The organism is Haloplanus salinarum (assembly GCF_024498175.1).
GTDB lineage: Archaea > Halobacteriota > Halobacteria > Halobacteriales > Haloferacaceae > Haloplanus > Haloplanus salinarum.
Genome location: NZ_CP101823.1, coordinates 3287346 through 3313630, shown reverse-complemented (window position 1 = coordinate 3313630; position 26285 = coordinate 3287346). Strand labels below are relative to the sequence as shown.

The following is a 26285-nucleotide window of genomic DNA, read 5'->3' as shown; positions in this document are numbered from 1 at the left end:
GACCGGGTATCGAACGCCGGGCGACAAAGTCGTTTCCCGCCCGGAACGGGCGGGCCACCCACGGCCTTTAGCCGCCCGCGTTCCAACGCGGGCCATGACCGAGTACACCGGCGAGTGGGACCGGGCGGCGGTCGCGGCGTTCCTGGCCGACGCGCGGGTGCCCATCCGGGTGGCCTGCCGGACGCCCGGTGGTGACCTCTGGATGCTCTCGCTGTGGTACGACTTCGACCCCGACGCCGGCCGGTTCGTCTGTGCCACGTCGGCGGACGCGGACGTCGTCGCGTATCTCGGACACGACGACGGCGTCGCCTTCGAGGTGTCGACCAACGAGCCGCCGTATCGGGGGGTCCGGGGCCGTGGCTCGACGACCGTCGTCCCCGACGACGACAAGTCGACGCTGCGGGGGTTGCTCGAACGCTACCTCGGAGGCACCGACTCGGCGCTGGCCCGGCAGCTGCTCGACCCGGACCGCGACGAGGTGGCGATCCGGATCGACCCCGAGCGCGTCTACTCGTGGGACTTCACCGACCGGATGCGCGACGCGGCGTCGGGTGACCCGTCGGAGTAGGGGGGGGTCGCGGCGGGCCCGACGGATGCGCGTCACCCGCCGCCGGGCGACCCCTGCGGAGCGGCTTTCGTCGGCTCGATCCGTGACCGTACGGATCAGCCGTAGATGACGTCGCTCGCCTCGCGGGTCACGGGCAGTGCCTCCTCGTACAGGAGTTCGAGGAGCCGGTACTGGGAGCGGCTGGCTTCGGCCTCGTCGGCGGCGTGGCGGAGTGCCGTGACGAGTTCGCCGAGCGCGACGCGCCGGGCGACCAAGTCGGCGTCGTCGTCGGCGGCGGTGCGGGCGGCCGTGGCGGCCCGCCGGGCGTGGTGGCGTGCGGGACCGATCGGGAGCGCATCGGCGAACCCGTCGATCCGGTCGGCGAGCGATCGGAGGCTCCCGGCGACCCCCGACGGGAGTCGGTGTTCGTCGGCCGCCCCGTCGGCGGAGGGTGTGCCTGACTCGCGGTCGGTCGCCCCGTCGGAACGCGGCTGATCGATCATCGGTCGGGCGTAACTGACGTTCCGCTATCATATCAATCGTCGGTGCGTGTGTGGGCGGCGCGAACGGGGGTCAGGCGTTTCGATCCGGGCGCGCGCCGAGGAGTTCGACCCGGACCGACGCCGGGAGGCGGTCGAGCGCCGTGTCCGCCCAGTCGTCGTGGGCGACCGTCACGTCCGTCTCGGGGTTGGCGTCGACGAGGCGGGCGACCCCGCGCGCCGCGGCCTCCTGGGCGGTCCGGTCGGTCCGGTCGGGGAGTTCGGCCGTGAAGGGGTAGGTCTCGGAGAGCGCCCGGGGGACGGGTCCGAACGGCGGCAGGAGTCGCCAGGCGGCGTCGAATCGGTCGCCAGAGGGCGCGTTCCCCTCGGTTACCAGTAGCCGGTCGGGCGCGTCGAGTCGGTCGAGGCGGTCGTGGTGGCGGACGACCTCGGGGCGGCGGGCGCTCTCGGCCGAGCAGTAGAAGAAAGAGCCCTTGGAGGCGGGGTCGTGGCGCTCCAGTTGGGCGGCGTGATCGAGCAGCGCGCGGTAGCCGTCGAGCATCGCGGGGTGGGCGCGGGCGCGCGTCTCGACGAGTTCGAGGAGGTTCCCCTCGCGGATGGCCGTCTTGATGCGGCGCAGTTCGCCGAAGGAGACGTGGAGGTTGTGTTCGGCGAGGAGCCGTTCGCGCTCGTCGTCGTCCGCGGCCCGGATGTCGTCCGGGGTGTGGGCGGTACAGATCGGACACTCGCAGGGGAGATACGTGAGGTCGTCGAGGTGGCGCGTGCCGCGGACGGTGAGATAGCGGTCGTCGCGGGCGTAGATGGCGTAGGCAGCGGAGTCGAAGAGGTCGGCGCCCATCGCGGCCGCGAGCGCGAACATCATGGGGTGGCCGGCGCCGAAGAGATGGACGGGGCGGTCGGCACCGAGGCCGCGCTTGGCGGCCGCGAGCACGTCGACCACGTCCGCGTACCGGTAGTCGTTCATGAGGGGAACGACGGCGCCGACGGGAAACACGTCGAGGTCGGTGCCGTCGGCGTGGCGGGCGGCGGCCTCGCGGAGGTCGAGGTAGGTCGATCCCTGGACTGGGGCGTTGACCAGCATCTCGCCGGTGTCGACGGCCTGGGCGTCGGCGAGTGCCCGCTCGGTCGTCTCCAGGTCCGCCTCGGCGGTCTCACGGGCGGCGTCGGGCGGTGTCGGCACGTCGACCGGGGTGGCGACGTCCGAACCGATCTCCCGCTGAAACTCCAGTATCTCGCGGGTCGTCACGTCGATGTCGCCGTACTCGGCCAGCTGGAAGGAGCCGGAGTCGGTGACGATGGCGCCCGAGAACTCGAGCATGTCGTGGAGCCCCCGATCGAGGGCTCGCTCGCGGAGGTCGTCGGTCCCGCGGATGATGTAGGCGTTGGTGATGAGGGCGTCGGCACCGAACTCGGCTTCGAGGCGGGCCGGCGACACCGTCCGGATGTTGGGGTTGATGACGGGCAACAGGGCCGGCGTCTCGACGGTCCGGCCGGCGCGGGGGACCGTCAACTCCCCGATCCGACCGAGCGCGTCGCCGTCGCGGGTCTCGAAGCAGTCGCGCATACCGCCACTGTTCGGGCCGGCGCGGTAAGGGTTCCGTTCCGGCAGCCTACACCGGCAACGCGGTCAGGCCGTCGACGAGGACGGCCGCCGCCGTCCCCGTTCCCGACCCCGGCTCCTGGAGCCCCCCGGACTCCGAGAGCCGGATGGCCAGGTACGCGAGCGAGAACAGCGTCGCGTTGTAGGCACCGTGGACCAGCGCCGGCACGACGATGTTGTCGGTGAGTTCGTAGACGGTCCCGAAGACCAGCGCGGGGAAAAACAGGATGGTCACCGTCACCAGACGGCCGCCGGTCCCGCCGGTCAGGGCGAGGAAGTGGATCGCGGCGAAGAGGGCGCTGGCGATGGCGACACCCGGAATCGGGTCGAACGTCTCGCGGAGACGGCCCTGGACGATGCCCCGGAAGAGCAGTTCCTCGCCGGGACCGATGAGCAGGAAGGAGGCGGGGACGAGCCACAGGAGGACGCTCGGATCGGCGCTGGCGAACTCGGTGACCTGGTTCTCACCGGCAGGGGCGCCGGTCACGCTGACGAGGAGGGCCCCGGAGATGGCGGCCACGAGTGCCGTCACGTACCCCCCGACGACGAACAGGAGGTCGCGAACCGAGGGGAGTCGAACCCCGAGGTCGTCGGGGGTCCACCCACGGACGAGGAGATAGCCCACGGCGACGCCGCCGAAGGCGATCCCCTGGATCGAGATCAGCGAGATCACGAGGAGGACGAAAGGAGAGGGCTCCACGCCGAGGCCGACCGTTAGCAGGGAGAGGGCGAGGACGAGACCGATGCCGACACCGAGGCCGATCCCCGACACCAACAGGGCGACGACGACCGCCCGCAGTCGGGCGATCGTCCGATCGTCGAGCGAGGGCATACTCGTCCGTGGGCGCGGGAGCCTGGAAAAGCTTCCCACCGGTGGCGGTCGACAACGCGGATCGGAACGCCGTTCCCTTGCTCGACGGCGCTACGCTTCGTCGAACGACGCCAATCGGAGATTCCCTTGCTCGACGGCGCTACGCTTCGTCGAACGACGCCAATCGGAGATTCCCTTGCTCGACGGCGCTACGCTTCGTCGAACGACGCCAATCGGAGATTCCCTTGCTCGACGGCGCTACGCTTCGTCGAACAGCGTCTCGCCCTCGACCATGTGTTCCGACACGGCGTCGAGGTCGAGCGTCAGGCCGAGACCGGGCTTCTCGGGGACGGCCATGCGACCGCCCTCGATGAGGTCGTCCTCCTCGACGAGGTCCTCCCACCAGCCGAGCTGGTAGGAGTGGAACTCCAGCGCGAGGGAGTTGGGGATGGCGGCGGCGACGTGGGCCGAAGCCATGGTGCCGATGGGCGAGGAGACGTTGTGCATCGCGACGGGCACGTAGTACATGTCGGCCAGGTCGGCGATCTTTCGGGTCTCGCGCATCCCGCCGACACGGGGGAGGTCGGGGGCGACGATGTCGACGGCCTGCGGTTCGATGAGGGTCCGCTGGCCGAACTTGCGGTAGACGTTCTCCCCGACGGCGATGGGCGTCGACGTCGACTTCGTGACCGTCTCCTGAACCTCGTGGTTCTCCGGGGGGACGGGGTCTTCGAGCCACCAGACGTCGTAGGGTTCGATGGCCTCGGCGAGGCGCTGGGCGGAGTTGGCGGTGAAGGCCCAGTGGCAGTCGAAGGCGACGTCGGCGCGGTCGCCGACGGTCTCACAGACCTCCCGGACGATGTCGACCTTGTGCTCGACCTCCGGGCCGCGGAGGTGGCGGTTGGCGCGGTCCTTCTCGTGGCCCGAGGGGACGTCGAGGTCGAACTTGATAGCGTCGTAGCCGAGCTCCGAGACGACGCGTTCGGCCTCGGCGGCGTTCGACGCGGGCTCGGACTCGTCGCCGGCGTGACAGTCACAGTAGACGCGGACCTCGTCGCGGTACTTGCCGCCGACGAGCTGGTAGGCCGGTACGTCGAGGATCTTGCCGGCGACGTCGTGGAGGGCGATTTCGATCCCGGAGATGGCCGAGATGACCTTGCCGGCGATCGATCCCTCGCCGCTCATCTTCTGGACGAGGTGCTCGTAGAGGCGGTCGATGTCGAGGGGGTTCTCGCCGACGACGAAGGGTTTCATCCGGTCGATGATCTCCGTCTCGCCGCCACCCCAGTAGGACTCGCCGGTGCCGACGACGCCCGCGTCCGTGTAGACGCGGACGAGGATCCACGGGTAGTTGCCGTCGACCATCGTCGTCTGTACGTCGGTGATCTCGACGTCGCGAGGGCCACGGTCCGCGGTGAGACCCATCGTCGGCGCCGAGAGGTCGCGCATCGTATACTCCGCGTTCGGGTCGCGGAGACTGGCGTGGTCTACCATCGTATGCCGAGAACTCCGCCCCGTATAGTAAACGTTGGGTACACGGAGGCACGCGCCGAACCTCGACCCCGGCCGGAGTACGAACCCTTACGGCGGGCGCCGCCGTACGGGGCGGCGATGAGTTCGGTTCCCGAACGCGGCGAGATCGACGCCAAGGACAAGTGGGCGCTGGAGAGTATCTTCGCGACCGACGCGGACTGGGAGGCGGCCTTCGAGGACGTCCGCGACCGGATCGACGACCTCGCGGCCTACGAGGGCCGGGTCACCGAGAGCCCCGAGACGCTCCGCGAACTGCTCGAACTGCGCGAGGACCTCCTCCGGGACGTTGCGACGGTGTCGACCTACGCCAACCTCCGGAGCAGCGAGGACACCCGCGAGAGCGAGTATCAGGCCATGTCGGCCCGCGCGGAGTCGCTGGCGGCCGACGCCCGGAGCGCCGCGAGCTTCGTCGAACCCGAACTGCAGGAACTCGACGAGTCCGACCTCGAGGCGTTCGTCGAGGCCGAACCCGCGCTGGCCGAGTACGAGCATTACTTCGACGACGTGTTGCGGGGGAAACCTCACACCCGGTCGAAGGAGGTGGAGGAGCTGCTCGCCGACCTCTCGGACGTGACCGACGCGGCGAGCGAGGTGTACTCCATGCTCTCGAACGCCGACATGGAGTTCCCGACGGTCGAGGACCCGGACGGCGAGGACGTGGAGATATCGCTCGGCAACTTCACGAAACTCCAGAAGCGGCCGAACCGCGAGTTCCGGCGCGAGGTCCACGAGGCCTTCTACGACCGGTGGACGGAGGTGCGAAACGGCGTGGGGACGGCGCTGAAAAAGAGCGTGATCAAGGACGTGAAACTCGCCCGCGCACGCAACTACGAGACGGCCCGCGAGGCGGCTCTCGACGGTCCGAACGTCCCCGTCGACGCGTACGACACCCTGGTCGAGACGGTGCGGGCGAACCTCGACTACCTCCACCGGCACGCGGACCTGAAAGCCGAGGCGCTCGACGTCGACGACCTGCGGATGTGGGACCTCTACGCGCCGATGGCCGCCGGCGACCCCCCGGAGATTTCCTACGAGGAGGCGGTCGGCCACGTCGTCGACGCGGTGGCGCCGCTCGGCGACGCGTACCAGGAGCGGATGGCCGAGGGGCTCGACTCGCGGTGGGTCGACGTCTACGAGAACCGGGGCAAACGCTCGGGTGCGTTCTCGGCGGGGACCTACGACACCCAGCCGTTCATCCTGATGAACTACCAGGACGACGTGGCCTCGATGTTCACGCTGGCCCACGAACTCGGCCACTCGATGCACTCGGAGCTGACGAACGAAAGCCAGCCCTGGCAGTACAGCGACTACGATATCTTCGTCGCCGAGGTGGCGAGTACGGTCAACGAGACGCTCCTGACACACCACCTGCTGGAGACCGTCGACGACGAACGGGTGCGCCGACACGTCCTCGACGAGTACCTGGAGCGCTTCCGGTCGACGCTGTTCCGACAGACCATGTTCGCGGAGTTCGAACTCCGCATCCACGAGGTGATCGAGGAGGGCGGGGCACTCACCCCCGACCGCTTCGACGAACTCTACCGCGACCTGAAGGCGGACTTCTACGAGCCGGCGGTCGTCGACGACCGCATCGCCCGCGAGTGGATGCGGATTCCCCACTTCTACTACGGTTACTACGTCTACCAGTACAGCACGGGCATCAGCGCGGCGACGGCCATCGTCGACCGGATCCGGACCGAGGGCGAGGACGCCGCGGCGGACTACCGCGAGGCCCTGCGGATGGGTGGGTCCGCGTATCCGGCCGAGGTGCTGGAACGGGCCGGCGTCGACACGACCGACGCCGCATACATCGAGACGGCGCTGTCGACTTACGGCGAGCGGCTGGACGAGATGGAGCGGCTGATCCACGAGCGCTGACGCCGGGGCGGATCCGGCGGCGGCGATGGGCGTTCCGCCCGAAGGGGCGGACGTCCGGGAGGACCCGCGACCCAAAGGCACATTTACACCCGCTTCTTAGGGGGCACAACCAATGTCACGGAGTCCGTCGCTGCCGGATCGGCCGCGGCTCGACCTCGATCCGGAGATGTCAGACGCGGAGCGTCTCGACGCCATCCGCCAGCATTACGAACGCATGGTCCGCGTCAACGAGGAACTCTCGGAGCGACTCGACGAGACCGACGACCGGCGCGAGGAACTCATGGAGGAGGTCGACCACCTCAAGCGGCGCAACGAGGTCCTGAAGACCTCCTCGCTGTACGTCGCCACCGTCGAGGAGGTGAGCGACGAGGGGACGATCATCAAACAGCACGGCAACAACCAGGAGGTGCTCACGGAGCCCTCGCCGCGCATCCGCAAGGAACTCGCGGCTGGCGACCGCGTCGCCGTCAACGACTCCTTCAGCGTCCAGACGGTCCTCGACGACGAGACGGACTCCCGCGCCCAGGCGATGGAGGTCGAGGAGTCGCCGACGGTCACCTACGACGACATCGGCGGCATCGACGACCAGGTGCGCGAGGTGCGCGAGGCCGTCGAGGACCCGCTGTTGACGCCGGAGCTGTTCGAGGAGGTCGGCGTCGATCCGCCCTCGGGCGTCCTGCTCCACGGGCCGCCGGGCACCGGGAAGACGATGCTCGCGAAGGCCGTCGCGAACGAGACCGACGCGACGTTCATCAAGATGGCCGGTTCGGAGCTGGTCCGGAAGTTCATCGGCGAGGGATCGCGGCTCGTCCGCGACCTGTTCGAACTCGCCGCGGAGCGCCAGCCGGCGGTCATCTTCATCGACGAGATCGACGCCGTCGCCGCCAAGCGGACGGACTCGAAGACCTCCGGCGACGCCGAGGTCCAGCGGACGATGATGCAACTGCTCTCGGAGATGGACGGCTTCGACGACCGGGGCGAGATCCGGATCATGGCCGCGACGAACCGCTTCGACATGCTCGACGAGGCCATCCTCCGGCCCGGCCGGTTCGATCGCCTCATCGAGGTGCCGAAGCCCAACGCCGAGGGACGGGCACAGATCCTCCGCATCCACACCCGCGATATGAACGTCGCCGACGACGTCGCCTTCGCGGAGCTGGCCGACGACCTCGACGGCTACAGCGGCGCCGACCTCGCCTCGCTCGCCACCGAGGCGGGGATGTTCGCCATCCGTGACGACCGTACCGAGGTCCGGATGACCGACTTCCTCGACGCCAAGGCGAAAATCGAGGAGAACGAGGACTCGGGACCGGTCATGGCCTTCACCGACTACCAGTACTGACGCCGCCTGTCACCGGATCACACGCTCCGACGGCTTTTTACACGGGCTCCGCGTACCCTCACCGACTCGGATGAACGGAAACACGCCGTACGGAGGCGCACCCGGAGTCGCCGACGCCGGCAAGCCGTCGACGGACGTCGAACTGACACAGGACCAACGGCAGTCCCTCCAGCGGGCCGTCGCGGGGATCGTCTCGCAGACCCGCTCCTACCTGCCCAACAGTTACACCGTGGGCTCGGAACTGTCCTACGGCTCGAACGGGCCGACGGCGACCGTCGCCGTCCGCCCGCCGGCCGGCCACCCGGTCAGCGCCGGCTTCACGCCCGACATCGACGACCTCGAAGCCGGAATCGGCACCGACGAACGCGACGAAGTCGCCCGCGGGCTGGCCGCCAGCGCCGCCCTGCAGGTGATGGATGCCGTCGGCGACGGCATCACGCCGACCGCCCGTTGAGGTCCGGACGGGTCGGCGCCGCGACCCAGATGGCGTAACCGAACACCAGCGCCGACGGCAGGCTCCCGACGCCGATACCCAGTTCTAACGGTACCGACGTGACCGCCGAGAGCGCCGCCCCGAGGAGCAAGGGGAGCGGCAACAGTACCAGTAACAGATCGTACCGCGTCGGCGTGGTCGTCACGGCGGTACCCTCGCTCGGGGTGGTTCGAACGCTCATCGGTACTCACCTCGTTTCGTACTCGTCGTTCTTCTGACTAAAAAGTTTCCCCGAGTGTACCGAAAGAGTCGAACGAACGTCCGCAGAACCACTGGAGAACCTTGAGCCAACAACGTCGGAACCTCTGTAAATAATATGAATACGATATCGATGGACGGCGGGGTGAAACGAGGGCGCCGGGTGGGGGGTTACTTGCCCCAGAAGGGGTCCCGCCGGCGGTGGTTGTCGAGGAAGCCCTGGAGGGCCTCCAGTTCGTCGGCGGGAATCTCGTCGGTGAGTTCCTGTTCCAGGATCTTGGCGTGTTTCTCGGGGAGGTCGACCCAGAGTTCGTCGCCCTCGTCGATCCCCCGGCCGACGGTGGGGCCGTCGATGGCGACGCTGACGCGTTCGCCCGCCCGCGCCTCGGAGACGTCCTCGCCTTCCTTCTGGATGCCGCTGAGTTGGCCGAGCCGCTCGAACTCGTTGCCGTCGAACCGGCCGACGTGGGTGTTGTTCTTCAGCGTCCCCGACAGCACCTCGACGCCGACGACGGCGGGGTCGTTCTGCCGGAAGACGTGATCGGGGAGGATCCGGAAGCGCGCGGGGCGGATGATCTTGTCGAGGACGGTCTCCTGTTGGGCGCGCTGGCGCTCCTCGACGAACGTCTCGTAATCCTCGACCAGCTGGTAGATCACGTCGTCGTGGAACAGGCGGACGTCGCTCTCCTCGAGTTCGTCCGCGGCGTTCGAGAGGATGTCGACGTTGAACCCGAGGATGACCTGGTGTTCGGCCTCGGCAGCGGTGCTGGCGACGGCAACGTCGCGGGGCGCCACGTCGCCGACCTCGGCACGGAGGATGGGGACCTCGGCCTCGACGAGGGCGTTGGCCATCGCCTCCAGACTGCCGAGGGTGTCGGCTTTCACGACGACGCCCTCCTCCTCGGTCTCGACCTCGATCTCGGCGAGTTCGGACTCGACGTCGGCGACGACGAGTTCGCGGTCACGGTCACGGACGACGCGGACGGGGGCGCCGGCCATGGCGTCGTCCAGATCGGGCGCGGCGATCTTCACCCCGGCCGCCGCGGCGACGGAGTCGACCCGGTCGAACCGCTTCTCGGTCCGGATCTCCGCGAGCGGTTTCGGTTGGAGCAGCGCCCGCACCTCGGTGACGATCGGATCGCCCATCCCGCCGACGACGATCTCGTCGCCCTCGCGGATCGTCCCGTCGTACATCACGACGTCGAGGGTGGTCCCGAAGCCCTTCTCCTCCTTGACTTCGAGGACGGTGCCCGCGCCGGGCCCCTCGACGTCGATGGCCATCTGATCTTTCATGTACCGCTGGGAGAGGCCCATGAGGACGGTCAGGAGGTCGGGGACCCCCTCGCCGGTGACGGCGGAGACGGGGACGACGCCGACGTTGCCCTGGAAGTCCTGGACGCGCCAGTAGAGGTCGGCCGAGAAGCCGGAATCCGAGAGCTGACCGATGATCTCGTAGAGGTTCTCGTCGAGGCGGGAACTGGCGCGGTCGCTCTGGGCCTCGTAGGAGACCTGGATCGGTTCGCCCTCCTGTGGATTCCAGCCGGGCGTGGTGTCGATCTTGTTCGCGGCGACGACGAAGGGCGTTCCCGTTCGCTTGAGGATGTCGATGGCCTCCTCGGTCTGGGGCTGGAAGCCGTCGTTCACGTCGACGACGAGGACGGCGATGTCGGCGAGGGCGCCGCCCCGTGAGCGAAGCGTCGAGAAGGAGTGGTGACCGGGCGTGTCGATGAAAAGCAGGCCGGGCAGGTCGAAGTCGTCGGGGTCGACGAGGCTGCCGGCGATGCTAGAGATGGTGTCGAGCGGAACCGCGGTGGCACCGATGTGCTGGGTGATCGCGCCGGCCTCCCCCTCGCTGACGGCCGAGCCGCGAATCTTATCGAGCAGGCTGGTCTTCCCGTGGTCGACGTGCCCGAGCACGGCGACAATGGGGGTGCGAAGCGCGTCGGGTCGGTCGCGTGTGTCCGAATCTGACATGATATCCCCCGGCAGAACGTTCCTTGTCCCCGAAGAGCCGTGGACCGAAGTTAAGTCTTTCAACATACCGACGGCAGGTCCAGCGTTCGGTGGGTGGCCGACGACCCCGTGGCGTTTAAGGTCATCCCCGCGAATGTCCCTTTCATGTCCGACGTACTCGCCGAAAACCTCTCGGGGAAGTCCGTGATGGGCTCCGACGGGACGGAACTCGGTATGCTGTACAACATCACCATGAACCTGAAGACGGGAGCCCTGAACGACCTCCTCGTCTCCCCGAACGAGGAGTTCCCGGCCGCGGACTCCCGGTTCCAGCAGGACGAGGAGGGACGGCTCCACGTCCCCGTCTCACGCGTGCAGGCCGTGAAAGACTACATCGTCATCGACCGGTAGATGCACGTCCTCGACTCTTCTGCGTTCATCCACGAGTATCACACCGCCGAGGAGATGGCTTCGATCCCCGCCGTCGAGGAGGAACTCGAAGACGAGAGCGCCTACCGCTACGACGCGATGGAGGGCGCGGGGATGCACATCCACATCCCGGCGGACAACACCGTCGAGACCATCGAGCGCGCGGCCGCCGAGACGGGCGACGCGGAGGAACTCTCGGACACCGACGTGCGCCTGATCGCCGCCGCCTTCGAACTCGACGGCACGCTCGTCACCGACGACTACGCGATGCAGAACGTCGCGGAACACCTGGGCGTCGTCGTCGAGGTCATCGCCCGCGAGGGCATCTCCGAACAGCGCGAGTGGCGGTTCCAGTGTCAGGGCTGTGGGCGCGAGTTCGACGAGCACCGCGACCGTTGTCCGATCTGCGGGAGCGACCTCTCGCGGAAGAACCCCGCCTAGGGGGCAAGCGCCGCGACGGTGCGCTCGGCCGTCGCGTCGTCGACACCGTCCGGGACGACCACGATGGGGTGATCCACCACGTCGAGGTTAGCGACCGCCTCGAACCGCTCCCGCGCCGTCTCGGGGCGACCGGCGACCCCTAGCGCGTCGACCATCTCGGCGGTGACGGCCGCCCGGGCGGCGTCGCGCGCTCCCTCCCCCCACGCCGCGGCGATCCGCTCGGCCTCGTCGGGGAACGCCGTCGCCACGGCGCGGCGGTACCCCTCGCCACTCCCGACGTAGTAGGCGAGGTGGTCGCGGATCGCGCCGCGGGCCGCCTCGGGGTCCGCGTCGACCGCCGCGGGGACGTAGGGAGCGACGGCGACGGCGTCGGGGTCGCGGCCGGCCTCGCGGGCCGTCGCGGCGACCGTCTCGAAGGCGTCGGACAGTTCCGGGAAGGGGACGTTGTGGGGGAGCCAGCCGTCGGCGACGCGGCCGGTCGCCCGGCGGGCCGCGGGGCCGAGGGCCGCGGTGTAGACCGGCACGTCGGCGTCGAGCGCCGGCACGTCGGCGACGGAGACGGTCTCGCCGTCGTAGTCGACACGGCCCGTGCCGCCGGCGAGGGCGGCGACGAGTTCGGCCGTCTCGTGGAGACGCCGTACCGGGCGGTCGTAGTCGCGGCCGTGGAGACCCTCGACCGCCGTCCGCGTACTGGGCCCGAGGCCGAGGCGGACGCCCGCCGGCGCCACGGACGCGAGCGAGGCGGCGGCGGCCGCGAGCGTCGCCGGCGACCGGGAGAAGACGTTGACGATGGCGGTGCCGAGGACGAGGTCGTCGACGGCGTCGGCGACGGCCGTGAGCGTGACGAAGGCGTCCCGTCCCCAGAGTTCGCCGGTCCAGCAGGCGTCGTAGCCGAGCGATTCACACCGAACGGCGAACTCGCGGGCGTCGGACACCGGCCCGTCCGGGACGACGACGCCACGTCCGAGGGTCATACCGGCGTGTGGGTGCGGGGACGGCATAAATGAGGGGAGTGAGCGGGAGCGGAGGCTTATGACCCTCGGTGTGTTACCACTGCCCATGACCGGTTTCGAGCGGGTGGCGGCCGCCGACGCGGTCCGCGAGTCGAGTCCGCAGGTCGTCAGCGTCGGCGGGCGGACGGTCGGCCTGTTCCACCACGAGGGGTCGTTCCACGCGGTCGACAACCGCTGTCCGCACATGGGGTTCCCGCTCAGCGAGGGCTCCGTCGACGCGGGCGTCCTCACCTGCCCGTGGCACCACGCGCGGTTCGAACTCTCCTGTGGCGACACCTTCGACCCCTTCGCCGACGACGTCCCCACTTTCCCCGTCGAGGTGCGGGACGGCGAGGTGTACGTCGACCCGGACCCGGATCCCGAGACGCCGCCGGCCGACCGCTGGAAGGAACGCCTCGAACATGGCCTCCGGGAGGCCCTGGACCTCGTGATCGCCAAGGCGACCCTCGGCCTCGACGGCGCGGACGTGCCGCCGACCGTCCCGTTGACGGTCGGGACGACCTTCGGGGCCGACTACCGGCGGGACGGATGGGGAAGCGGGCTGACGACCCTCGCCGCGATGGGGAACCTGGCCGAGGACCTGCGGCCCGCCGACCGTCGCCGGGCGCGCTACGTCGGCCTCGGGGCGGTCGCGGACGACTGCGCGGACGAACCGCCGTTCTTCGCGCAGGACCGGCTGGCGACCGACCGGGTCCCGCCCGACCGCCTGATCGAGTGGTTCCGGGAGACGATCGACCTGCGCGACGCCGACGGGGCCGAGCGGGTGGTGCGGACGGCCGTCGCCGAGTGCGACCGGTCGACGCTCGCGGCGATGTTCGTCGCCGCGGCGACCGACCACCGGTATCTCGACTCCGGACACCGCCTCGATTTCGTGAACAAGGCCTTCGAGTTGCTGGACCGAATCGGCTGGGAACACGCCGACAGGGTCCTCCCGACGCTCGTGCCGGCGCTGGCCGACGCCGACCGGGCCGAGGAGCGGTCGTCGTGGCGCCAACCGATCGACGTGGCGGGGCTCGTCACGGACGCCGCCGCCGACCTGCCGGACCTGGTCGCGGCCGGGGCGGGGCGGACCTGGACCGAACCCGAGGACTTCGTCGAGCGACTCCTCGACGACGACCCGCACGCGGCGCTGTCGGCGTTGACCGACGCCGTCGCGGCGGGGGCGAGCGCCGACGCACTCGCGCGGACGGTCGCCCGCGCGGCCGCCCGCCGCGTCGCGCAGTTCGGCACGGCCAACGAGTTCCGCGACTGGAACACCGTCCACCACACCTACACCTACGCCAACGCGGTCTGCGGGCTGGCGGCACGGACGGACGCCCCCGAGACGTACCGGGCCGTCTTCGACGGCGCCGTGAGCGTCTACCTCGACCGCTTTCTCAACACGCCGCCGGTCCCGCTTCCGGATCCGGACGGCGACCGTGACCCGGACGCGACGCTGACGGACCTGCTGGAGACCTTCGAGGTCGAGGCCGACGACACCGTCGGCCGCGCCGGGCGCCTGACCGCCGAGTTCCTGGCGTCGGGGGGCGACGCCGCCCGGCTGAAACGCGCGCTCGGGGAGGTTCTGCTCCGCGAGGACGCCGGTTTCCACCCCCGACAGAACGTCGAGGCGGCGTTTACCCGCCACGGCGCGGTCGTCGACGACGACCCGGCGGCCGCACGGCTCCACCTCGTCGCGACGGCCCGCTACCTCGCCGCCCACACGCCGACGCGGCGGGAGGGCGAACAGACCTTCCGGATCGCGGAACGCCTCGACCGCGGGGAGGCCATCCACGAGGCGTGAGGGCCCGCAACGCCGTAGCCGGGAACGCTTTTCACGCCTCGTGACCCACGTCAACGTATGACGGAGGACCTCCGCGAGACACAGGAGCCGTTGAAGGAAACCTACGAGTCGGACCCCGAGGCGGCGCAGGTGACGCTGACGGCGACGGGCGAACGGGCGGACGCGACGAGCTGTAGCGTCGAGGTGGGCGAGGCCGTCTACGAGGCACAGCTCCACGAGGGCGCGGGCGGATCGGGCACGGCGGCGTGTTCGGGGGACCTGTTGCTCGGCGCGCTCGCGGCCTGTTCGCAGTTGACCGCACAGGCGGTGATCGAGAACTTCGGCGTCGAGGCCGACGTGTCGGTCGAGGTGGCCGGCGACCTGGACCTCCGGGGCACGATGGGCGTCGCCGACGTGCCCGTGGGGTTCCAGGCGATCCGGATGGACGTGACGCTACAGGGGGATCTGAACCCGGAGACGGCGGCGTCGATTCGGGACGCGACCGAGCGGTACTGCGTCGTCTACCGGACGCTCGTCGAGTCGCCGGACGTGACTACCGAGTGGACGTTCGAGAGAAGCGCCGAGGATGAGATTTGAACTCATGTGTCCTGAACGGACAGTTGCTCTCGAAGCAACCGCCTTGGCCGGGCTAGGCTACCTCGGCTCGTCCGATGATGGGGGAGCGGGCGTTTAATCGGTTTCGATTCACCGCGGGCGGTCGATCCCGACGGTCCGTGGCGTCGCCGACGGCGGCTCGCGGGATTCCCCGGATTCAAGTCGGCCGCGTTCCCAGCGACGGGCATGGCGACCATCGACACGGCGATAAACGCGACACACCTCTTGTTCGCCGGACTGTGGGCTGGAAGCGTGCTCTTCGTCGCGCGGGGGCTGTTGCCCGCGGCGCGGGACGGTGACATCGACGCGGCGCCGCTCCGGTCGCTGATCGGTCGGTTCCGGACGTGGTCGCGCGTCTCGTCGCTGGCGCTCTTTCTGACCGGCGGCCACCTCGCGGGGACCCAGTACACGGCCGAGAGCCTGCTCGGCACCTCGCGTGGCTACCTCGTCGTCACGATGGTGGTGCTCTGGTTCGTCATGACCGGCCTGATCGAAGTCGGCTCGGGACGGCTCGTCGACGGACTCGACGAGCGGAAGGTCCGGGAGCCGGCGCGGGCGGCGACGCCGTTTCTCACCGCAGCGGCCGTCGCGGGCGTCGGCCTGCTCGTCATCGGCGGGGTGCTGCTCTGAGGCCCGTTCGGTCACGGCCTGAAATCCGGTAAGGACCGATTAACTATGCGCTAGGGAGTCCGTACCCGCGTGTGGGGACCGTGTCACACGCTCCCCACCCCCCTATGTCACGGTGTCCGAACTGCGGGACGAAGATCCCACGTCGTCGGATCGTCAGCTCGGAGGACGAACGGCCGACGCACGCGGAGTGTCCGGACTGCTGGGAAGTACATCCGGTGCCGTCGCCCGCGTAACGGCGGGCGGGCCCCGTGACCGGCGGCCACACCGACTCGGGGTGGCCCGCCGGTCCGCCCGACCCGTCACGCTGCCAGAACGATCGGTAGCGTCAGCCGCGCGCCGGTCGTGACTCGCCGTGGACGATCCGTTCGACGATTTCGTCGAGGTCGGGTGGTGTTCGGTCGCGCCTCGGTTCGTCGGCTGGCACGTGTGGGACGAGGGACATCTGCCATCACCCCACGCGCACGTGACGGCGTCCCGACACAAAAACGTCCCGCCGGTCACCGGGGAGTGCTTCGAACGAGGTCGCCGACGGCGACGATGGCGACGCCGACCGTCGCCGCGGCACCGCCCCCCACCGCGACGGCGGTCTTCACCAGCGTCCGGACCGCCGAACAGGAGAGTTCGAGGCTCTCGGTGCCGGAGGCGCCGACCACCATCGTCCCCGCCGGCCCGCCGGAACAGGAAACCAGAAAGCCGACGGCGGCGCCGGTGACCAGATACAGGAAGATCGGTGCGAAGACCGTGACCGCGAGGAGCGTGGCGACCCAGCCGAGCACGTCCCGGTACATGTCGGGTGCATCCATCCACGGGTACAAATGCGTCGCGGTCGCGACGGGGTGGCCGCCGGAACCGCATCCTTTTTATTTTAGGTCCCCCTAAACACTCCCAATGCCCACTGGTACGCAGTCGGGGACGGACGACGAGTCGGAGTCGGCGCCCGAGCCGGAGTTTCCCGAACGACCGACGGTGTCGGTCTGTGAGAGCTGTCCCGGCCGCACCGTCTTCCTGGAGACCGACAACACCGACGGCTGGATCGCGAGCGACCTGACGGTCGAACCGACGCAGTGACCGGCGAGCCACAGCCCCGTCCGCCCTCCTCCAATACATAAACCCCTCGCGAAGCGGTTCGTGAGGGTCCCAAGCCGCTGAAATCACGCGTATCGTGTTTTCCGGTTCCCGTGTTGTCCGTTGACGTATGCGGTTCGACCATGACGGACCGACGGGAGGTGAGGGGGCTGACGCTCCACCGGCGCACGTTCGAGCCCTCGCGGATCAAGTATCCGATGGTCCGGAAGGGCTGGGACCCCGAGGACCCGAGCCCCGAGGGCCGCGGCGAGGACGAGTTCGAGCGTGTCTCCTGGGATGAAGCCATCGACCTGATCGCCGAGAAGATGGCGAACCTGGAGGACGAAAAGCGGTTCCACGTGTTCAACGCCAGCAAGTCCGACGGCCTGATCACGCGTCACGGGGTGGGCCGGCGGCTGTGAGTGCACCGAGTGCGACTGGTACGCCGACCTGCCGCCGGGACACGTGATGACGACGGGCTACCAGACCAGCGACTCGGACGCCTCGGCGTGGCGCGCCGCCGACTACACGAAACAGGACGGGGAGATCTGTGCGCTCGTCGCCGAGAAACTCGACGAGAACCTCCCGCGGAACGGAACGTCGACTCCTACCGCGGGTACTTCGCCGAGTTCCTCGACGAGGACGGCGACGTGCGCAACTACATCCAGGAGGCGCTGGACGCCGGGATGACGACCCGCGACATCGACGTCGAGGACCACGAGGCGCTCGAGTCGGTCGACCGAGCGCGACCGTCCTACCGCAGCGTCACGTAGGTGAGGAAGGCGAGCGCGACGAACTGCAGGGCGCGCATGGTGAGGACGGCCATCTGGGCGGTGGGATCGGCGGCGTACAGCATCCCGGAGCTGAAGAAAAAGCCGATAGCGACGACGTTCTCGACGGCGAGGACGACGGCGAAGGCGACGAGTCCGAGCGTGAGCGGCGTCCCGAACTGTCGGTAGTTGCGCCACCAGACGACGAGCAGGGCGGCCAGTAGCGCGATGTTCAGCCCCGAGAGGGCGCTCGCTATCGACAGGGTGGGGGTCATGGGTGCCATGTTAGACGTGGTCCGTGATCTCCTCGAACCGGTCTCGGTGTCGGTCGAACCGGTCGGTGAGGAAGTAGAGCCGACCGTACTTCTGATCGCCGCTCTCGATCACGTCGTGGTCTTCGAGCATGTCGAGGTGGTGGCGGACGGAGTTGTAATCGAGGCCGAGTTCCTCGTGTAGCTGGTTGGCGTTGCGCGGCCGCTCGTCGAGGAGGCGGATGATCCGCGCGCGGTTCTTTCCGCCGCGCGTCCCGGCGAGCAGATACCAGAGTGCCTTCTCCATCGGCGGCCGTAGGGTGGTTGGGTCCGCGGGGGATAACCGTTGGCCCGGCTCACAGCGAGTCGGGGTCGATCGATTCGGACACCCACCCGCTCGGCCCGCTGGGGAAGGCGTCGGCCTCGTCTTCGGGCTGGAGGGTGCCGGTGTCGTCGACAGCGCGGACGACCACCTCGTGGGGGTCGGTGGCCTCGTAGCGGTGGACCCACTGTCGCCACACGTCCTCGCCCGGGAGCGGGTCGGAGAGATCGGCCTCGGTCCAGGTGTCGCCGCCGTCGGTCGATACCTCGACGGTCCGGATCCCGCGGGTGCCGGCGTACGCGGGGCCGGCAACCTCGATCCGGCCGTCCGCGAGCCGGTTGGTCGCCCAGAGCTTCGCGACGGTGTTGACCGGGCCGGTGCCGTGCCACCCGCGCTCCTCCCAGTAGCCCGTCGCCGGTTCGTCCAGGATCTCGATCTCGGTGAGCCACTTGACGTTGATCTCGCCCCAGTGGCCGGGGATCAGCGCCCGCGCCGGCGCCCCGTGGCCGCGGGGGAGCGGCTGGCCGTTCATCCCGACGGCGAGGAAGCCGTCCTCGAGCGCCGCGACGGGGAACTCCTCGTAGAAGCCGTCGGCCGCCCGGAGCATCACGTACTCCCCCTGGAGGTCGACGGGGTCGAGTAAGTCCATCAGGGGCACGCCCGTCCAGAGCGCGGTGTCGAGTTTCCGGCCGTTGAGCGACTCGCCCACGCAGCGAAGCGAGACGAACCGGTGGTCGTGGTTCATCGCCTCGACGTCCGAGAAGTCGTAGGTCGTCTCCGCGTCGACGGCGCCGTGGATCCGGAGCGACCAGTCCTCGCGGGACGGCTCGGGGTCGACGTTGGCGATGTCGACCTGGTAGAAGTTGTCGCTGACCAGCGGTTCCAGCCCCTCGACGTCGAGGGACTTCGCCGCGGCGTCGTCGAGGCGGGCGGCCACGTCCTCCGGGACGGGCCTCGTCGGAACCGGCTCGGCGGGAGCGAACGCCCGCCGGCCGCCGACGCCGACGGCGGCGACGGCGAGGGCGGCGACCCCCGAGAGGAGCGCGCGTCGGGAGCCGTCGGGGGGGGACGCGGCGGCTCCGGTCCCGGTTCCGGCTCCGAAGTCGGCGACGGTGGCCACCACCGCCGCGCCGACGGCCGCGCCGACCGCCGAGTCGGCCGCTCCGGTCAGCGCCGCGGCGACGACCCCGACGGCGACGCCGACGGCGGCGGGCGCGAACAGGGGGCGTTCGGCCCACGTCGCGGCGGCCCGGCCGACGGCGACGACGACGCCGAGGAGGGCGGCCGTCGCCGCCAGTCCCGACGCGTAGGCCAAGTCGCTCCCCAGGTCGCCGAGGACGGTGATGGCGAACGTGACGAGGGCCGCGGGGGCGAGCGTGTTGGTCAGGTTCGCGACCGGTGCCGCGACGAAGGTGGACGCGCCGCCGACGACGGCGTACGAACCGGCGAGGGCGGCGACGCCGCTCGCCAGCGCGACGGCGGCGGCGGGGAGGCGGGTGCGCCACGCGGCGGGGATCACCGGCACACCTCCGGGCGGTCGGTCGGCGCGAGTCCTGGCGGACCGGTCCGTGCGAGTCGGAGCATATCCGGATCGAGGGGAGCCACCCGGTAATGGGTTTTTCAAGGTCCGGCCGAACTCCGTCTAGAGTTCGTCGCAAGTCGGCGTCCCGAAAGACAGTAGACGGTGGACGCCCGCGTTCCGACGACGGAGAGTCGTGTCCCGGATCCGCAGTCGCGCCGCGCTCGCCGGCGTCGTGTTCGCGACCCTGTTCGCCCAGGTGCTCCTCTATCCGGGGATCGACACGCTCGTCGGCGCGCTCGGCGCCACGACGGACCTCGACGCGAGCATGTGGTTTCTGGCCGTCGAGTTCGCGGCGTTCGTCCTCTTCGCGGTCCCCTGGGGGATGGCGAGCGACGCCGCGGGTCGACGGGTCCCCTTCGTGGCCGCGGGGGCGGCCCTCGGCGCCGTCGGCTACGCCCTGCTCGCGGTCCTGCCGGGCGCCCTCGGCCTCTCGTTCGCTGCCGTACTGGCACTCCGGGCGTTCCAGGGCGCGGCCGTCGTCGGCGCCTTCTCCCTGTCGATGACGATGCTGATGGACCTGGAGGGCTCTCACGGCCGCAACATGGGTGCGGCGGGCATCGCCATCGGCCTCGGGACGGCCACCGGCGCTCCCGTCGGCGGCGCGCTCTACGGACTGGGGCCGTTCGTCCCCCTGTACGCCGCGAGCGGCGTCTTCCTCTTGGTCGCGCTCTGTGTGCCGTTCGTGGTGGATCGGGCGCCCGCGTCCGGGGAGCGGGAGTCGCCGTTCGCCGGCCTCCGCCGGACGCCGCGGCTCGCGCTCCCCTACTGTTTCGGCTTCGCGGACCGGCTCACCGCCGGCTTCTTCTCGCTGGTCGGCACCCTCTATTTCCGGTCCGTCTTCGATCTGAGTCCGGGCGCGACGGGGCTGACGCTCGCGCTGTTTTTCGCCCCCTTCGCGCTGCTCCAGTACCCCTTCGGCGTCGTCTCGGACCGGATCGGCCGGACCCTGCCCATCGTCGGGGGATCGACGCTGTACGGCGGGGCAGTGATCCTCGTCGGCGCCGTATCGAGCCTGCGGGCCGCCCAGGCGGGGATGGTGCTCGTGGGGGTCCTCGGGGCGCTCATGGTGCCGGCGACGCTGGCGCTGGTGACGGACCTCGCGGCCCCCGCGGACCGTGGCGTCGCCATGGCCGGATTCAACATCGCCGGGAGCGTGGGCTTCCTCGTCGGCATCGTCGCGGGCGGCCTCGTCGCCGACGCCTACGGCTACCGGGCGGCGTTCCTGGTCGTCGGCGGCCTCGAAATCGCACTCGCGGCCGCGACGCTGCCGGCGTTCCGCCGGTTCGACGTCGAGGCCGGGGTCCGCGGGGCCTGATACGGTTTCGTGTGAGTCATCACCGGTAGTTCGCCGCCACGGTCCGGCGAACCGCCAGTGGAACAGTTACAGTAATCCGTCTGAGCCGGGGGCGGCTCAGCGCCGGCGAGCTACCGCGGCGGCGGCCAGCGCGAGGAGCGCGGTCACGAACGCGAGCGGACCGAAGCCGGAGCCGTCGCCGCTCGTCGGCGCCGCCGTCGGCGTCGCCGTGGCAGTGGCGGTCGGGCGTTCCGTCGGGGTCGCCGTCGGCGTCGCCGTGGCGGTGGCGGTCGGGCGTTCCGTCGGGGTCGTCGTCGGGGTCGGCGTCCGCGTCCGGCCCACCACCACCGATCGAGTGAACGTGTTCTCGCCGTCGTCGACCTCGAGGGTGTACGTGCCGGGTGTGGCGTCGCTCGGCACCGCCAGCCGCGCCGTCCAGACGCCGTCGGCCGACCACGACGGCGCAGTCACCAACGGGAACGACGCCGCCGACGGCCCCTCGGTCACCTCGACGACGACGGTGGCGTCGTCGGGGTTCCGGTTGGTCGCCCCGCGGACGAGCATCGTCTCGCCGGGTGGGACGGCCAGGACGCCGGTCGCGTCGGGGGTGGACGCCGGCACCACGTCGGTCACCGTCGTCCGGGGACCGGCCAGCCGGAACGTTTCCCGGACTGCGAGGTCGTCGCCGCCGGCGACGGTCAGCACCTGGCCGTCGATCCGGGCGAGGACCTGCTGGCCGGTCAGGCTCCGGTCGCGCTGTGACTCGACGTAGCGCAGGAAGTCGCCCACGGAGTCGAGGGTGATCGACGTCCCGTCGGGCGTGCGCACGCTCCCGCTCCCGAACCGGCCGTCACGGCCGGGGGTCGCGATCAGCGCCGTGACGCGGCCACGCTCCAGGTCGTCGGGCGCGAACGTCACCTCGAAGGTCGTATCGCGGTCGACGCGAACCCGCTCGGTGCGGATCCCGCCGCGCTCGTCGACGAGGACGACCGCGACCTCGGTGGCGCCGGCGGCGGTTCCGCGGACGGTCACGTCGTCGACGTCGGCGACTTCGCCGCCGTGCGTGATCGGCCGGGCGGCGAGGCCGGGCGCGACGGTGCGGATGTTCCGCTGGACGCTCCGGAGGCGGTCGAACTCGGAGCGGGAGACCCGTCGCGGCGGGTCGCTCCCGAGTGCGTCGGCGTCGACGACGGCCAGCCGGTAGGTGCCGGGGATGCTCAACAGCCGACCGCCGTCGCCCTCCCGCGAGAGGACGACCCGCCGCGCCTCCCAGACGCCGTCGGAGTCGACCCGCGTCGTCGCACGGCCGTCGAGCGTCAGGAGGTACCAGTCGCCGCCGTCGCGGACGTACAGGGCTACGCGGTCCGCGTCCTCGCCGGTGCCGCGCACGTCGATTTCGGAGCCGACGGTGTAGGTGAGGTCCCCGACGTTCGTCGAGAGGCCGCCCCGTTCGACGTCGACGGTAACCCCGCGGACCCCGTCCGGCTGGCTGTCCACGCTCGCGACGGCGTCGGCGCGACTCGACCGGGCCGGGTGCAACCGCAGGGACGTCCGCCCGGTGTCGAGCAGTCCCGTGTCGACGGCGCCCACCGCCCGCCCGCTCTCGGGGATTTCGAGGACCGCGTAGACCGCCCGACTCGTGCTCCCGGTCGCCACCACGTCGCCGACGGAGCGGAACAGCCCGGCGGGGTCGGTCGACGAACTCCGGAGCCGGCTCCGATCGACGGAGACGGCGTGGTAGTCGCCCGGCTCGGCCCCCGAGACCGTGTACCGCGACCACTCCCCGCGCGTGACGGTCCGACCGTCGACGCCGATGGTCGGCGACGCGTCGGAGCCGATCCGAACCCGCATCGTCCGGGCGGCCGCCCCCTCGGTGAGGTCGTCGACGCCCTCGACCCGCAGGGTGTAGGTGCCGGAATCGAGGTCGGAGCAGTCGAATAGCCACGCCGCGGTCGGGCGACCGGTGGTCCCCGACCCCTGGACCTCGCGGGCCAGATTCGCCCGCGCGAACCCGTCGGGCAGGGCGGCCAGTTGCTCGCTCGACGCGTCGGTCGACAGGGCCTCGCGTTCGTAGCGGACGCCGTCGCGGACCAGATCGATCTGCAGGTCCTCGGCCTCGGCGAAGTTCCAGTCGGCCCGGAGGAGGAGGCGGCTATCGCGCGGGACGGTCGCGTCGGCACCGAGTTCGACGCCCCGGCGATTGAGTACGCGGAGGGACGTGACCCGCGGCTGGACGACCAGCGCCGACAGCCCCGAGTCCGAATACCGGCCGACCGGCTGGCTGCGGGGGATCGACGCCGAGAGGTCGAGAACCTGCCCCTCGGCGGCCCCGCCCTCGCCGATCAACGACGCCCCCGTCACGTCGGCGTCGTCGCTGGCGCGGCGCCACCGATCCACGTCGCGTTCGCCCTGGTAGACCCGGTAGTAGCTGCCGCCGTCGAGGATGATCTCGCCGCGGCTCGTCGCCGGGTTCCAGCGTCCGCGCGGGGCGAGCGCGCTCGCACCGCCGGTCTGGCTGATCTGTGCCGCCGCGTCCGGGACGTTCGCCGCCGTCTCCGTGCCCTCGACGGCGACGCCGACGCCCACCGTCGACAGCACCACGAACGCCGTCACGAGGACCGTCGCGATTGCGGGGGGTTCCATCGGGGATCGGTAGGCTCATCGACAATATAAACACATCTATTTGTAATTTGATTGACAGCCGGTTCGGCGCGAGCGGGCGATCAGCGCGCGTGGACGATCCGTTCCCCGGTGTCGAGGCCGTTCCGGACGGCGGCGTGGAGGCGGGCTTCGCCGGCGACCCAGTCGCCGAGGACGTAGCAGCCGGCGTCCTCGGCGGGGGTGCGGGCGCCACGGCGGAGCCCCGACTCGGGGAGGGCGTACCGCCAGCCTTGGTGGTCGGTCCACGCGGGGTCGGCCAGGCGCTCGTCGTCGAGGAGGGCGGCCGCGTGGTCGGCCAGGTCGGCGACGTTCCGCGCCGGATCCGCGTCGTAGCGCTCGACGGACCACTCGTGGTTCGCCTGCACCACCAGCACCGACTCGCCGTCGGGGACGTGACCGGGTTTGCACTCCTCGCGGGCGACCCACCCGACGTCGTGTTCCTTGTCGGTGTTCACGAGGGCGTAGTACGGACGGTCGAGTTCGAAGGGGTAGCCGAGGACGGCCGTCCACACCGTGCGGTAGTCAACGTCGCGGGTCGCCGCGAGGAGGTCGTCCCGGGCCGCGGCGTCCCAGTCGGCCGTCTCCAGGAGCGTCGCCGTCTGCGGTGCGGGCGGGTTCAACAGGAGGACGTCGAAAGGGCCACGTGTCCCGCCGTCGTCGTCAGTGAGGGTCCACGCGCCGTCGGATCGGGCGATCCGTTCGACCCGGGTCCGCCGGTGGACCGTCGCGTCGGTGGCGCCGAAGAGGTGTTTCGCCAGGCGGGTCAGGCCGGTCCGGTAGGTCCACTTCCGCTCGTCGGCGTCGCGCCCCTCGCTCACCGTCCCCGAGCGGTCGAAGACGTGGATATCGCCCGCGACCTCCACGAGACCGTCGTCGAAGGTGGAGACGAGGTCGACCACCCGGTCGTCGTCGTCCTTGAGGTAGTTGGCGCCGTAGTCGTAGGTCACGTCGCCGCGGCGGCGCGTCGCCGCGCGGCCACAGAGCCCGCCCGACTTCTCGAAGACGGTGATCGATGCGTCGGGGAGCGCGCCGTCGATGACGTAGGTGGCGGCCGCGGCGGCCGCGCCCGCGCCCACGATGCCGATGTCGGTCATACCCACAGTACGGGCGGAGCGACAAAACGGCACGGCTTGGTCGACCGGGTCGCCGACGGGCCGCGGATCGGGGTTAGTCGCTCGCGCCGGCGGCGACGTGTGCCCGGCCGACGGCCTTCCAGCGGTTCGACCGCACGCGGGAGACGTTCAGGGCGGCGGGCACCGCCGATTCGACGACCATCGCCCCGAGTAGGGCGGCGGCGCCGAGGGGCGTCACGAGGCCGAGCGCCGCGAGCGGGAGCGCACAGGCGTACCGGCCGAACAGCGAGACGAGGAAGGGGTAGCGGGTGTCGCCCGCACCCCGGAGGGTTCCGGTGGCGGAGCCGTCGACGCCGAGGAAGACGACGCTGACGGCCGCGGCGGCGACGAAGGGGCCGGCGACGCCGATCACGGCGGGGTCGTCGACGAACAGGCCGGCGACGTGCCCCGAGAGCGCGAAGACGAGCGTGCCGGCGACGAGATACACCGTCGCCGAGAGGCGGACGATGGCACGGGCGTAGGCTTCGGCGTCGGCCGCGTCGCCGGCGCCGAGGCGCTGGCCGACGAGCGTGCTCGCGGCGATGGAGAAGCCCCACGAGAAGCTGTCGAGGAGGGTTCGGACCCGCCGGGCCACCTCGTAGGCGGCGACGACGGCGGGACCGAAGGTGGCCGCGATGGCGACCAGCGGGAAGGCGACGAGCATCTCGGCGGTGCGGCGGGCCATCAGTGGCGCGGAGACCGAGAGCAGCCGGCGGGTCAGGGCCGCGAAGCCGTCGAACCCGAGCGTCGAGCGCGTGACGGCGACGGGGCACGCGCCGCGGCCGGCGTACGACCGGCCGGCGAGTCCCCACGCGAAGACGAGGGCGACGACGCCCGTGGCGAGCGAGGTGCCGAGGGCGGCGCCGGCGACGCCGAGGCCGTACCCGAAGATCAGCGTCGCCGAGAAGGCGATGTTCAGCAGGGCACCGCCCGCGCGGATCAGCATGGGCGTCACGGTGTCGCCGACGCCCGCGTAGGTTCGGCTGGCGATCAGGTTCGGGAACTCGAACAGGAGCGCCGGCGCGACGAGGGCGAGGTAGGTGGCCGCGTGCCCCAGCGGTTCGGGGTCGGAGCCGAGGACAGCCACGAGTTCGGGCGCGAACGCGGCATAGAGGGTCGCTATCGGCGTCGCGATCAGGAGCGTGACGGCGAGGGAGACGGCGACGGTCGCGCTGGCCCGCGACGAGTCCCCGGCGCCGTAGGCCTGCGAGACGAGGGTGACCGTCCCGCCCGCGAGGCCGATGCCGAGGTACTTGCCCACTTGCCAGTAGACGTTGGCGAAGGCGAGACCGGCGACGGCCGCCGTCCCCACGTCCCAGCCGACCATCGCCAGATCCACGGTGGATTTGGACAGGATGGCCAGTCCGGTGACGATCCGGGGCCACGAGAGGTCGAACGTCTCGCGGAGACGCGGCGGGTCGATGATCCCGGCGCGGTCGAGGGCCCGGGCGAGCGCGTCGAACGGTCGCGCACCCATCGGCCG

27 protein-coding genes and 1 tRNA gene are annotated in these 26285 nt (G+C 70.6%); 13 read left to right on the top strand and 15 right to left on the bottom strand.

Annotated features, from left to right (window positions below):
• The first annotated feature begins 94 nt into the window (after window positions 1-94).
• Window positions 95-568, top strand: a complete 474-nt coding sequence (locus tag NO364_RS17340) for a pyridoxamine 5'-phosphate oxidase family protein (protein WP_157689698.1) — start codon at window positions 95-97, stop codon at window positions 566-568.
• A gap of 95 nt (window positions 569-663) precedes the next feature.
• Here NO364_RS17340 and NO364_RS17335 read toward each other — a convergent pair whose 3' ends face one another.
• From NO364_RS17335 to NO364_RS17320, 4 genes are all read right to left on the bottom strand, one after another.
• Complete coding sequence (locus tag NO364_RS17335; protein ID WP_257628141.1) at window positions 664-1050, bottom strand: hypothetical protein; 387 nt, start codon at window positions 1048-1050, stop codon at window positions 664-666.
• 70 nt (window positions 1051-1120) lie between these two features.
• The gene (gene tgtA, locus NO364_RS17330) at window positions 1121-2611 is read right to left on the bottom strand and encodes a tRNA guanosine(15) transglycosylase TgtA (protein ID WP_257628140.1); all 1491 of its coding nucleotides are present in this window, start codon (window positions 2609-2611) and stop codon (window positions 1121-1123) included.
• A 46-nt stretch (window positions 2612-2657) separates the two neighbouring features.
• Window positions 2658-3479 (bottom strand): CPBP family intramembrane glutamic endopeptidase, encoded by an 822-nt coding sequence (locus NO364_RS17325; RefSeq protein ID WP_157689701.1) that lies wholly within the window; start codon window positions 3477-3479, stop codon window positions 2658-2660.
• Window positions 3480-3716: 237 nt separating this feature from the next.
• A complete protein-coding gene (locus NO364_RS17320; protein WP_257628139.1) occupies window positions 3717-4952 on the bottom strand; it encodes a mandelate racemase/muconate lactonizing enzyme family protein in 1236 nt (411 codons plus the stop codon).
• Window positions 4953-5069: 117 nt separating this feature from the next.
• Between NO364_RS17320 and pepF the strand changes: the two genes are divergently transcribed.
• The 3 genes from pepF (at window position 5070) to NO364_RS17305 (ending at window position 8665) form a co-directional block, all read left to right on the top strand.
• Window positions 5070-6869, top strand: a complete 1800-nt coding sequence (gene pepF / locus NO364_RS17315) for an oligoendopeptidase F (protein ID WP_257628138.1) — start codon at window positions 5070-5072, stop codon at window positions 6867-6869.
• Between the two features lie 112 nt (window positions 6870-6981).
• On the top strand, window positions 6982-8211 hold the full coding sequence (gene pan2, locus NO364_RS17310) for a proteasome-activating nucleotidase Pan2 (protein ID WP_157689704.1): 1230 nt from the start codon (window positions 6982-6984) through the stop codon (window positions 8209-8211).
• 70 nt (window positions 8212-8281) lie between these two features.
• Entirely contained in the window at window positions 8282-8665 is a 384-nt protein-coding gene (locus NO364_RS17305) for a DUF5811 family protein (protein WP_157689705.1), read from the top strand.
• Here NO364_RS17305 and NO364_RS17300 read toward each other — a convergent pair.
• Window positions 8646-8885: a DUF8015 family protein gene (locus NO364_RS17300; RefSeq protein WP_257628137.1), complete on the bottom strand. Its 240-nt coding sequence runs from the start codon at window positions 8883-8885 to the stop codon at window positions 8646-8648. The genes NO364_RS17305 and NO364_RS17300 overlap by 20 nt on opposite strands.
• A 188-nt stretch (window positions 8886-9073) precedes the next feature.
• Window positions 9074-10876, bottom strand: coding sequence for a translation initiation factor IF-2 (gene infB, locus NO364_RS17295; protein WP_257628136.1), 1803 nt, complete (start codon window positions 10874-10876; stop codon window positions 9074-9076).
• Between the two features lie 144 nt (window positions 10877-11020).
• On the opposite strand from infB, the gene NO364_RS17290 reads away from it, so the two are divergent.
• Complete coding sequence (locus tag NO364_RS17290) at window positions 11021-11266, top strand: PRC-barrel domain-containing protein (protein ID WP_157689708.1); 246 nt, start codon at window positions 11021-11023, stop codon at window positions 11264-11266.
• Window positions 11267-11725, top strand: coding sequence for an NOB1 family endonuclease (locus NO364_RS17285; protein WP_257628135.1), 459 nt, complete (start codon window positions 11267-11269; stop codon window positions 11723-11725).
• Here the strand turns inward: NO364_RS17285 and NO364_RS17280 are convergent.
• Entirely contained in the window at window positions 11722-12699 is a 978-nt protein-coding gene (locus NO364_RS17280) for an LLM class flavin-dependent oxidoreductase (RefSeq protein WP_257628134.1), read from the bottom strand. The genes NO364_RS17285 and NO364_RS17280 overlap by 4 nt on opposite strands.
• Before the next feature lie 85 nt (window positions 12700-12784).
• Here NO364_RS17280 and NO364_RS17275 point away from each other — a divergent pair, with 85 nt between their 5' ends.
• Together NO364_RS17275 and NO364_RS17270 are read left to right on the top strand one after the other, a co-directional pair.
• On the top strand, window positions 12785-14521 hold the full coding sequence (locus NO364_RS17275; RefSeq protein WP_257628133.1) for a Rieske 2Fe-2S domain-containing protein: 1737 nt from the start codon (window positions 12785-12787) through the stop codon (window positions 14519-14521).
• Between the two features lie 57 nt (window positions 14522-14578).
• Window positions 14579-15097: an OsmC family protein gene (locus NO364_RS17270; protein ID WP_157689712.1), complete on the top strand. Its 519-nt coding sequence runs from the start codon at window positions 14579-14581 to the stop codon at window positions 15095-15097.
• On the opposite strand, the gene NO364_RS17265 is transcribed toward NO364_RS17270, so the two are convergent.
• Window positions 15079-15164: transfer RNA gene (locus NO364_RS17265), tRNA-Ser, on the bottom strand. The genes NO364_RS17270 and NO364_RS17265 overlap by 19 nt on opposite strands.
• Window positions 15165-15301: 137 nt before the next feature.
• Here NO364_RS17265 and NO364_RS17260 point away from each other — a divergent pair.
• The gene (locus NO364_RS17260) at window positions 15302-15745 is read left to right on the top strand and encodes a CopD family protein (protein WP_157689713.1); all 444 of its coding nucleotides are present in this window, start codon (window positions 15302-15304) and stop codon (window positions 15743-15745) included.
• Window positions 15746-16242: 497 nt separating this feature from the next.
• On the opposite strand, the gene NO364_RS17255 is transcribed toward NO364_RS17260, so the two are convergent.
• The gene (locus tag NO364_RS17255; RefSeq protein ID WP_157689714.1) at window positions 16243-16533 is read right to left on the bottom strand and encodes a hypothetical protein; all 291 of its coding nucleotides are present in this window, start codon (window positions 16531-16533) and stop codon (window positions 16243-16245) included.
• 100 nt (window positions 16534-16633) lie between these two features.
• Between NO364_RS17255 and NO364_RS17250 the strand changes: the two genes are divergently transcribed.
• From NO364_RS17250 to NO364_RS17240, 3 genes are all read left to right on the top strand, one after another.
• Window positions 16634-16813 carry a hypothetical protein gene (locus NO364_RS17250; protein ID WP_157689715.1) on the top strand — a complete coding sequence of 60 codons (180 nt, stop codon included), beginning with the start codon at window positions 16634-16636 and terminating at the stop codon, window positions 16811-16813.
• A 140-nt stretch (window positions 16814-16953) separates the two neighbouring features.
• Complete coding sequence (locus NO364_RS17245) at window positions 16954-17232, top strand: molybdopterin-dependent oxidoreductase (RefSeq protein WP_257628132.1); 279 nt, start codon at window positions 16954-16956, stop codon at window positions 17230-17232.
• A gap of 87 nt (window positions 17233-17319) precedes the next feature.
• The gene (locus NO364_RS17240; RefSeq protein ID WP_257628131.1) at window positions 17320-17583 is read left to right on the top strand and encodes a hypothetical protein; all 264 of its coding nucleotides are present in this window, start codon (window positions 17320-17322) and stop codon (window positions 17581-17583) included.
• Here the strand turns inward: NO364_RS17240 and NO364_RS17235 are convergent.
• Genes NO364_RS17235 through NO364_RS17225 form a run of 3 tightly spaced genes read right to left on the bottom strand, consistent with a single transcriptional unit; the run spans window position 17565 to window position 19678 of the window.
• Window positions 17565-17864: a DUF8036 family membrane protein gene (locus NO364_RS17235; protein ID WP_199243599.1), complete on the bottom strand. Its 300-nt coding sequence runs from the start codon at window positions 17862-17864 to the stop codon at window positions 17565-17567. The two genes, NO364_RS17240 and NO364_RS17235, sit on opposite strands and share 19 nt — an antisense overlap.
• A gap of 1 nt (window position 17865) precedes the next feature.
• Window positions 17866-18138 carry an ArsR/SmtB family transcription factor gene (locus NO364_RS17230; RefSeq protein WP_257628130.1) on the bottom strand — a complete coding sequence of 91 codons (273 nt, stop codon included), beginning with the start codon at window positions 18136-18138 and terminating at the stop codon, window positions 17866-17868.
• Between the two features lie 49 nt (window positions 18139-18187).
• The gene (locus tag NO364_RS17225; protein WP_257628129.1) at window positions 18188-19678 is read right to left on the bottom strand and encodes a molybdopterin-dependent oxidoreductase; all 1491 of its coding nucleotides are present in this window, start codon (window positions 19676-19678) and stop codon (window positions 18188-18190) included.
• Between the two features lie 190 nt (window positions 19679-19868).
• Here NO364_RS17225 and NO364_RS17220 point away from each other — a divergent pair, with 190 nt between their 5' ends.
• Entirely contained in the window at window positions 19869-21050 is a 1182-nt protein-coding gene (locus NO364_RS17220; RefSeq protein ID WP_257628128.1) for an MFS transporter, read from the top strand.
• A 96-nt stretch (window positions 21051-21146) separates the two neighbouring features.
• Here NO364_RS17220 and csg read toward each other — a convergent pair whose 3' ends face one another.
• The 3 genes from csg to NO364_RS17205 all read right to left on the bottom strand — a co-directional run bounded on the left by csg (window position 21147) and on the right by NO364_RS17205 (window position 26279).
• On the bottom strand, window positions 21147-23672 hold the full coding sequence (gene csg, locus NO364_RS17215) for an HVO_2072 family ArtA-dependent S-layer glycoprotein (RefSeq protein ID WP_257628127.1): 2526 nt from the start codon (window positions 23670-23672) through the stop codon (window positions 21147-21149).
• An 80-nt stretch (window positions 23673-23752) separates the two neighbouring features.
• Complete coding sequence (locus NO364_RS17210) at window positions 23753-24784, bottom strand: NAD(P)/FAD-dependent oxidoreductase (protein ID WP_157689720.1); 1032 nt, start codon at window positions 24782-24784, stop codon at window positions 23753-23755.
• A 73-nt stretch (window positions 24785-24857) separates the two neighbouring features.
• On the bottom strand, window positions 24858-26279 hold the full coding sequence (locus tag NO364_RS17205) for an MATE family efflux transporter (protein ID WP_157689721.1): 1422 nt from the start codon (window positions 26277-26279) through the stop codon (window positions 24858-24860).
• Window positions 26280-26285: the final 6 nt, after the last annotated feature.